Source organism: Microbacterium sp. NPDC056057 (genome assembly GCF_042266945.1).
Classification (GTDB): domain Bacteria; phylum Actinomycetota; class Actinomycetes; order Actinomycetales; family Microbacteriaceae; genus Microbacterium; species Microbacterium trichothecenolyticum_C.
In genome coordinates this window covers 1,820,493-1,828,879 of sequence record NZ_JBHJWS010000001.1, presented here as the reverse complement: position 1 = coordinate 1,828,879, position 8,387 = coordinate 1,820,493, and the positions used below count along the sequence as shown (strand labels likewise).

Sequence of the window (8,387 nt, the reverse complement as noted above, 5' to 3'; positions counted from 1 at the left end):
CGCCTGCTGGACCGCATCCAGCCGAAACCGCAACGCCAACTCCGTCACAACACTCTCCACTCAGCAAGTGTTGCGACCACCGCAAGAACCCAAGGGTCCCCGACCGTGCGACTTCGTCCTTGGACATGGCCGACGACCGCCGTCTGTGACCAGCCCAGGGATCAGATATCCGCCGACGTGCCAGGTCGCCCCCGCCACGACGATCCGCATACTGGACCTCCCGGTCCTCGGCGTTACAGGTTGATGTGGATGCGGTAGAGGCTGGTGGATGCGGTGATGTAGAGCGTCGTACCGTCCTCGCCTCCGAAGCAGACGTTGGACACGATCTCGGGAACGGGGATCGCGCCGACACGGGCACCCTCCGCATCGAAGACGACGACGCCGGTGGCGCTGGATGCCCAGACGCGCCCGCGGGCGTCGACGCGCAGGCCGTCGCACACTCCGTCCCCGATCAGCGCGAAGGTCTCTCCCTGATCGCATGCGCCGTCGCGCACGCGGTAGCGGCGGATGTGGCGGGGGACGCCTGGCTGCGTGGCCCCTGCCGTGTCCGACACGTAGAGGACCGTCTCATCCGGTGAGAACGCGAGTCCGTTCGGATGCACCATATCGGTGATCACCGGCCGCAGCTCTCCCATCCGCTCGTCGAAGCGGAACACGAAGCATCCTTCGTACTCGGGCGCCGCGGCGTGTCCTTCGTGATCGGAAAGGATGCCGTAGGGCGGATCGGTGAACCAGATCGCGCCGTCCGAAGCGACCACCACGTCGTTCGGCGAATTGAAGCGCACACCGTCCCACCGATCGACGATCGGCGTCACGACCCCGTCGACGTCGCGCTCGATCCGGCGCAGTCCGTGTGAGCACTGCACGACCCGACCCTCGAGATCGAGGGTCCGACCGTTCGTGAACTCGACTCCGGCTCGATACACGTCTACGCGCCCGGTCGCGGCGTCGAACTGCAGGATCCTGTCGTTCGGGATATCGCTCCAGCGCGCGGCTCCAGCATCCGGGAGCCAGACCGGTCCCTCGGCCCACGCCATACCGGTGTACAGGCGCTCCAGCTGTGCACCCGGCTGAATCAGAGGCGTGGTCTCGGTCATTCCAGAGTCAACTCTGTCATGTTGCTACGGAACGCGCCGACGGGCCTGCGTATCCTCGGCGCTGAAACCGCGTCGGGGTGCGCGGCGTCGTCGATGAGGTCGTCCGGCCGGTCGCTGGGGCCCTCAAGGGGGTCCGCTGTTGGGCACTGCGCGCATTGCGGTGCTCGCGTGCGGGAAGAAGCGCGTTCGATCGCGGGTCCTCGACCGGACGGTGGGCTTGCGGTGACGCGGGTAGTTTTGGCTCATGCATGGGCGCAGACTCACCTGGCGGATCGGCGGCATCGGACTCATCGCATGTGGGATCGTCGGCATCCTGCGCGGGTCTGTTCTCGGAGTCCCGATCGCGGGAACCGTTCTCTCTTTGCTCGCCGACGCGTTGTGGGCCGCCGCGATCCTCGTTCTGGCATTCGGGCTTAACCGCGAAGGAAGCGTCGTCGCGCGTAGACCGCTCGGCCTCGCGGCGGCAACGATCGTCGCGCTGTGGCCCGCGGTAGCGACCGTCGTCAACCTGCTCACCACACCTACAGATTCGACGACCGCCGGCTCAGACGCCTGGCTGTTCTGGGTCTACCTCTCGATCGTCCTGCCGGTGGTGGCAGGGCTGATCGCCGCGGTCCAAGTGGGCCGAGCGCAGGTGGTTCCGCGCCCATGGAATTGGGCGCCGCTGTGGGTGTTGGCAGGACAGGTCGCACTGTGGGTGCTGCCACAGCTGTTGGGAGTCGCTGCGCCGTCGGCGCTGCTCCAGATGGTCGGCCTGTTCAGCGCGCTCGGCACCCTCGGCTTCCTGGCTGCCACGCTCGGGCTGGGCATCCTCGCTGTCGTACTGAGCAGTCGTTCCGGCGCGGGGACCGTCGCCGTCTTCGGTTCTTCTTCTGCGTCTGAATAGCGTCGCCCGAATCTGGGTCGGCAGCCGCGCGCTGACGGCGAGATCTGAGCACATGACTCGCTTGCGCGCCGAGGTCGCTCTCTCGCGCGCTTGGCAGCTACCCGTGAGGCTAAGCTCCGTACACTCTGCGTGTGAACCCATTCCGGCGACGCGAGCGTGCCGAGCTTCCCGCAGCGAACCCGGCTGCGACGTTGTGGCGCGTTGACCAGTACGCCGGCCAGTCCGAAGTACGGGTGCAGGCGACGCAACTCGATACTCACGAGCCCAGCGCAGCTCGACGTCGCGGCATCTACGCCGAATGGGTGGAGTTTCTCGCAACAACCGAAACCAGCATCGTCAAGTTGGATCTCGTCTCGCGGGTGCCACAAGACCTGTTGGACGCTGTGGCAGGGCAGCGCGGACTCCGCAAACTCGTCGTGAAGTGGGGACCGTACCGCGATCTATCCGCGCTGTCGACGTTGCCGAGGCTGGAAGACCTCGCGCTCCTCGGCGCAACGGGCGTCGCATCGCTGGAGCCGCTGGCGTCGATGCCGACCCTCTCGCAGCTGACGGTGTCACAAGCTAAGGAGCCGAGCACCTCGGCGCTAGCGCGAATGGTCCATCTTCGTGAGTTGTGTGTCGGCAATGCCTACCCAGGTTCCGATCGGAGCGTCGTCCTCCCCGACCTACGTTGGGTGGTGTCGCTTGTCGAGCTGAAGCATCTCGACCTGCCTGGGACTCGCATCCTCGACCCGGATCTGTCCCCCCTTCTCGAGCTGCCAGGCTTGGAAGGGCTTCGCCTGCCGTTGCGTCGCTCGTATCGGAAGCAGGTCTTCGACTTCGCATCGCGAAGTCCCGTGTTCGCCGCCGTTGCATCGGACTACGAGGAGTACGACGCTTTCGTCGCCTCAACGAGCCACGGATAGGCGTTCCCTAATCGCCCGCATGCCGGTCGGCGCGAGGGCGGTGCGCGGTTGAGGCCTGTCGTGAACGTGCCCGAGCGCGTGCGGTTGCGGGTCGTGCAGCGTTCTGTGGAGACGGACCCTCGCCCACGCTTTCGGTCATGGCGACCTACGAACCTGCTCAGCTCGCGCGCGAACTCGGGTACAAGGATGAGGCGAGGCCTGGGAAAGTCGTACGCGACTACCTACGCGCAAAGTACCCGGATCACCCCAAGCATCAGCGGTGGGTCCTGGATGAGGAGCAAGCAGCTGATGAACCGATTGCCAAGGCTGGGCCACACCGCATAGGCACACCGTAACGGTCGCGACTCGACCTGCCGCGACGAGGCATTCACCTCGGGATGGCCGGCCTTCGGATCGCATACGCCGCGTCAGCACGTCGGCGCCGAGCGACACCACAAGGTGGGACAGACTTCTACCCGATGAGATTCACTCAAATGAGTGAGTCGGCGTCGCGGTCCAGGCGGTTGCGGGCTCCCCACAGCGCGAGCTGGGTGCGGTCGTTGAGGTCGAGCTTCTTCAAAGCAGACTGCATTTGCGAGCGGACGGTGTGCACGGAAACGCGGAGTCGCTCGGCGATCAGTTCGTTGCTGGTGGTGCCGCCGGAGAGCACGGCGACCACGCGCCGTTCGGCGGCCGACAGCCGGGCGACCATCTCGGGATCGGCGGCGCCCCGCCGTGCGAACTCGCGCACCACCGGAGTGGCCACACGGTGCGAGATGAGCGCTTCCCCGCGCATCGCCGCGTGAATCGCTGCCAGCAGCTGTTCGGAGTCGTGGCTTTTGAGGAGGTAACCGATCGCGCCGGCGTCCAAAGCATCCGTGACGTACGCGTCGATCGCGTAACTGGTCATGACGATGACCGCGACCGGGGGCTCGGTCGTCGACCGCGTGAGTTCTCGCGTGGCCTCGACCCCACTCATCCCGGGCATCTGAAGGTCCATGAGAACCACGTCAGCGCGCTCCCGGCGGGCGATGGTGACGGCGTCCAGTCCGTTGGAGACCTCGCCGAGGACGTGGATGCCGCGCGCGGCCTCCAACTGCAGGCGCAGACCCTTGCGGACGGAACGGTTGTCGTCGGCGATCAGCACGCGGATCGGGGAGACGCTGGCAGTCATGGTCGTACTCTCAGTCGGTGGCGGCGACGGGGATGCCGAACCGCACCATCCAGCCGCCCTCTGGTGTCGCTCCGAACACGAGTGAGCCCCGCAGAAGATCGATGCGCTCGCGGATTCCGCTGAGTCCCCAGCCCAGGCCGAGACCCGAGACGGGCAGCGTTCCCGACGGCGCGGATCCGTTGGCGATCACGACCCGGAGGCGGTCAGGCCCTGCCGTGATCTCGACGTCGACCTTGGCCCCCGGCGCGTGCTTGGCCGCGTTGGTGATCGCTTCCTGCGTGCACCGGTACGCGGTTGCGGAGACGACCGTGGGGAGTCCATCGACGGGTCCCGTCGCGGCGAGCCGGATGTTCATTCCACGTTTCTGCCAGTACTCGAGAAGCTCGTCCGCCTGCCGCAAGTCTCGCGTCATCTCCCGCGGCTCTGTTCCGGCGGCACGGAGGTCGGTGAGCGCTCCAGCGAGGCTCGCGGCGGCAAAGCGGCCCTCATTGCGGACCTCCTCGACGAGGTGCAACGCCTCGCCCGGGCGGTCGGGCGCGATCGCCAAAGCGGCGTCGGCCAGCGTGATCAGGCCGGCAAGGTGCTGCCCGGCGACGTCGTGCAGCTCTTGCGCGATCCGGGCCCGCTCCCGCTGCTCCGCCTCCTCGACACGCCTGTCGTGCTCCCGCTTCGCGGTCTCCGCCTCGGTGCGTGCGAGGGCGACGCGACGAGTCTGCACACCCCACCACGCACCGAGTGCGGTGCCGGCGAACGCGGGCGCCGCGATCTGGATCGCCTCTGCCGTCACGAAACCGACGGAGGTGCTCGGTGGCAGCCCTGTCGTCGAGATCCAGATAGACAGCGCGCCGACGGTGACGACCACCACACCCACCAGCCAGGCGATCGAGACGCCAAGGGGCCTTCGCGTCGCCAGCAGGAACAGCGCCAGCGCGATCACGAGATACATGCCGATCAGCCATCTCGGCAACGACAACCCCACCGCGAGCCCGATGTAGACGACGGTGACGATGAGGACCGTGGCCTCCGGCGACCGGTCGCTCAACAGGAACGAGGCCGCCTGCACAGCGCACCCGAGCACGAGCAGCGACAACAGCACCAGCGGCGGAAAGACGAGCGTCCACTCCACCCCGCCCTGGATGAGCGCTGCAAGGGGCTGCGCAAGAACTTGGACCGTCGTCGTCACGAAGACCGTGAGCGCGAGGATCACAGCGGACCGCCGCGTACTCAGAATCCGGTCCACCGCCCCACGAGGTTCGACCACGTGCGCCGCAGAGCTCGCGTCAGGAGGCCGGGGAGCGGCAAGTGCAGAAGCGGTCACGCCCACGACCCTAGTTGGCCGGTTGCCGGCCGCGTTGGACGCGGAGAGCCGAGCCGACCGGTCTCGCCGCGTCGCCGTTCGTCCTTTTGGATGAAGTTCTCGGACTCCTTTCGGGCTCATAGGGCGGCCACGTCCGCATCGTCGGTCGGTTGATGCGATGAGCCGCCCGCGGTGAAGTCCGCGCGTTCCTGCGCCTTGCGCGGACGTCAGCGTTGAAGAGTCGCGCGCCGAATCCCCCGTCGTGGGCTCCGCCAGCCACCACGGCATGCCGACACCGCGTTGATCGAGCTGTCCTGCGTGGTGAGAGTGTTGGGGCGGCTGACGCGGCGCTCGTCCTGGGCAGAGAGTTCGGGACTCCTGACCCAGGTTGCGCGGCAGCTCGAGTGGGGCCTCGATCAGGGCTTCCATCGCGGTCCCACTCGTCTCGCGCGCAGCTGCTCGCTGGGCTGCGGGCGAACTGGAACACGATTGGAGCACCGGATGAGCACCCCGTCCATCGACCCTGCCGGGATCGAGTTTCCGGCAACGTTCTCGATCGACATCTCTGCCTACCTGCCGGATCCGATGACCGAGCCGACGGGATGAGAGCTCCCGCCAGTCGACGACGAGCGCGACAGTTCTGGCTTACGTCACCCGCGCAGGGAACAGGTCGTCGATCAGCGCCTCGATGCGCCTGCGGATCTCGTCACGAATCGGTCGCACAGCCTCGATCCCCTGCCCGGCGGGATCGTCGAGCTCCCAGTCCTCGTAGCGCTTGCCGGGGAAGATCGGACACGCGTCGCCGCAGCCCATCGTGATGACGACATCCGATTCCTTGACGGCGTCGACTGTCAGCACCTTCGGCGTGTGACCCGCGATGTCGATGCCTTCCTCTGCCATCGCCTCGACTGCGACCGGATTGATGACGTCTTTGGGCGCCGACCCCGCAGAGAGCACCTCGACATCGTCGCCCGCGAGCGCACGGAGGTAGCCGGCAGCCATCTGCGAACGGCCGGCGTTGTGCACGCAGACGAACAGGACGGTGGGCTTGTCACTCATGACGGGCTCGCTTTCTCTCTCTGAAGAGAAGCATAGACCGTCGTCTATCTATATCTCGAGCCACGGTCGACTGATTGCATCCATGCTCAGACGGCGTGCACCGTCGTGCTGCGTCGCTCGATCAGGAGCGTGTCGCGCCATGCGCCCGCGTGCGGGCCGACCCCTGACCGGGCGATGCGCTCACGCCGGCCCACCACACGGAATCCCGCAGCCTCATGGAGTCGGAGGCTCGCGGCGTTCTCAGGGAAGATGCTCGATTGGATCGTCCAGATTCCCGCACCCTCGGCGGCGTCGATGAACACATCGAGCAGCCGGCGGCCGATGCCTTGCCCGCGCGAGTTTCGGCTGATGTACACGGAGTGCTCGACGACACCGCAATAGGCCGGACGTGAGGACACGGGCGAGGCGGCGATCCAGCCGACGAGAGCGCCGATCTCGTCGGCGGCAACGAAGCGCAGTCCGGGCAGCTTGCCGGCGTCGAACGTCTGCCAGGTCGGGGTGGCGACCTCGAAGGTCGCCTCCCCGTCCTCGATGCCTTGTGCGTAGATCTCCTCGACCGCCGACCAGTCCGCTGCCACCATCGTGCGCAGTTCGGTCATCAACAGCATCCACCGCCGTTGCCGGCGTCAGTCGAGCAGACACCCGTCGCGGGAAGCGCGAGTTCGACGTTCGACGCGGATGCGGTGTCGCCGGCGAGCCACGCCGTCACCGAACGCACCTGCTCGTACCCGGTGGCGAGAAGGAAGGTCGGCGCCCGCCCGTAGGACTTCATGCCGACGATGAAGAACCCTTGCTCCGGGTGCGCCAGCTCGCGGAAGCCGTGCGGCTCGACGGTGCCGCACGAGTGCACGTTCGGGTCGATGAGCGGGGCGAGGCGCTTGGGCGCTTCGACGATCTGGTCGAGCTCGAGGCGGATCTCACGGAGGATGTCGAGGTTCGGCCGGAAGCCGGTGGCATTCACGACGATGTCGGCCTCGTGGGTCACGACCTCCCCGCCGCGATGTCCCACCAGCTCGACGGCATCGCCGGCGCGGCGGGCGCGGATGATCTCGAAGCTGTCGACGATGGCGATGTCGCCACGTTGGACGGCCCGGTCGACACGGCTGCCGAGGTTCGTACGACCGATCAGCTCATCGTCGGGCGAGGACGAGACCCGCACCGCCTTTGCGTTGCGGATCAGCCAGGTGACCGTGGTGCCCGCCTCCTCGCGGGCGAGCTGCACGAGGGCGAGCAGCGTATTGGCCGCAGAGTGACCGGCGCCGACGACTGTCACGCTCCGGCCTGCGAACTCGGCACGATCTCGGCCGAGCACATCGGGCAGCGCGGGAGTGACACAGTCAGCGATGTCGGCCATCCCCAGCAACTCGAGCCCACTGGAGGACAGCGAGTTCGGAGAGAGGTAGGTGCCCGACGCGTCGATCACGGCGCGCGCGGCGATGTCTTCGACCTCGCCATCCGCGGTCCGGATCCGCAACGCGAACGGCGTCATGGCGCGGCGCGCCGTGCGGGTGCGGTCCATGCCCTCGCGAGTCACGCCGATCACCTCGACACCCAGGCGGATGCGCGGGGCGATGCCCTCAAGAGCGGCAAGCGGCGCGACGTACTTCTCTACGAGTTCCGTCCCCGACGGTGCGCGCTCAGGGTCGGGCGATTCCCACCCACCCTCCACCAGAAGGCGGCGCGACGCCGGATCCACGAGGTGCTTCCACGGGGAGAACAGACGGGTGTGACCCCACGAGCGCACACTGGCGGCGACCTCGCCACCCGCCTCGCAGACCACGAAATCGATGCCGCGTTCGACGAGGTTGGCAGCGGCGGCGAGCCCGATCGGCCCCGCGCCGATGATCGCGACGGGCAGAGTCGACAGCGGGCCGGCTTCTATGACTCGGGGGCTCAGGTCGAGCAGGGTCACAACGTCCTCCAATGATATTGATGAACTTCGATATCCCGATTCTGAACCCATCTATCGACACCTGTCAATATCGACTAA

The 8,387-nt window shown here is 67.1% G+C and carries 8 protein-coding genes; 2 read left to right on the top strand and 6 right to left on the bottom strand.

Annotated elements, in window-relative coordinates; all coding sequences use genetic code 11:
- Window positions 1–233: 233 nt before the first annotated feature.
- Window positions 234–1,097 carry an SMP-30/gluconolactonase/LRE family protein gene (locus tag ACFC1K_RS07835; RefSeq protein WP_375871134.1) on the bottom strand — a complete coding sequence of 288 codons (864 nt, stop codon included), beginning with the start codon at window positions 1,095–1,097 and terminating at the stop codon, window positions 234–236.
- 244 nt (window positions 1,098–1,341) lie between these two features.
- On the opposite strand from ACFC1K_RS07835, the gene ACFC1K_RS07830 reads away from it, so the two are divergent.
- Together ACFC1K_RS07830 and ACFC1K_RS07825 are read left to right on the top strand one after the other, a co-directional pair.
- Window positions 1,342–1,983, top strand: coding sequence for a hypothetical protein (locus ACFC1K_RS07830; RefSeq protein ID WP_375871133.1), 642 nt, complete (start codon window positions 1,342–1,344; stop codon window positions 1,981–1,983).
- Window positions 1,984–2,114: 131 nt separating this feature from the next.
- The gene (locus tag ACFC1K_RS07825; RefSeq protein WP_375871132.1) at window positions 2,115–2,888 is read left to right on the top strand and encodes a hypothetical protein; all 774 of its coding nucleotides are present in this window, start codon (window positions 2,115–2,117) and stop codon (window positions 2,886–2,888) included.
- Between the two features lie 469 nt (window positions 2,889–3,357).
- Here ACFC1K_RS07825 and ACFC1K_RS07820 read toward each other — a convergent pair whose 3' ends face one another.
- From ACFC1K_RS07820 to ACFC1K_RS07800, 5 genes are all read right to left on the bottom strand, one after another.
- Entirely contained in the window at window positions 3,358–4,014 is a 657-nt protein-coding gene (locus ACFC1K_RS07820) for a response regulator (protein WP_375871131.1), read from the bottom strand.
- Window positions 4,015–4,051: 37 nt separating this feature from the next.
- The gene (locus ACFC1K_RS07815; protein WP_375871130.1) at window positions 4,052–5,248 is read right to left on the bottom strand and encodes a sensor histidine kinase; all 1,197 of its coding nucleotides are present in this window, start codon (window positions 5,246–5,248) and stop codon (window positions 4,052–4,054) included.
- Window positions 5,249–5,983: 735 nt separating this feature from the next.
- Window positions 5,984–6,397 (bottom strand): arsenate reductase ArsC, encoded by a 414-nt coding sequence (locus ACFC1K_RS07810; protein ID WP_375871129.1) that lies wholly within the window; start codon window positions 6,395–6,397, stop codon window positions 5,984–5,986.
- Between the two features lie 86 nt (window positions 6,398–6,483).
- On the bottom strand, window positions 6,484–6,996 hold the full coding sequence (locus ACFC1K_RS07805) for a GNAT family N-acetyltransferase (protein ID WP_375871128.1): 513 nt from the start codon (window positions 6,994–6,996) through the stop codon (window positions 6,484–6,486).
- On the bottom strand, window positions 6,996–8,309 hold the full coding sequence (locus ACFC1K_RS07800) for an FAD-dependent oxidoreductase (protein WP_375871127.1): 1,314 nt from the start codon (window positions 8,307–8,309) through the stop codon (window positions 6,996–6,998). The genes ACFC1K_RS07805 and ACFC1K_RS07800 overlap by 1 nt, the downstream gene beginning before the upstream one ends.
- Window positions 8,310–8,387 lie beyond the last annotated feature (78 nt).

Coding starts and splice junctions, on each gene's coding strand:
- ACFC1K_RS07835 (WP_375871134.1), bottom strand. CDS start 1,097: ATGACCGAGACCACGCCTCTGATTCAGCCGGGTGCACAGCTGGAGCGC.
- ACFC1K_RS07810 (WP_375871129.1), bottom strand. CDS start 6,397: ATGAGTGACAAGCCCACCGTCCTGTTCGTCTGCGTGCACAACGCCGGC.
- ACFC1K_RS07830 (WP_375871133.1), top strand. CDS start 1,342: ATGCATGGGCGCAGACTCACCTGGCGGATCGGCGGCATCGGACTCATC.
- ACFC1K_RS07805 (WP_375871128.1), bottom strand. CDS start 6,996: ATGACCGAACTGCGCACGATGGTGGCAGCGGACTGGTCGGCGGTCGAG.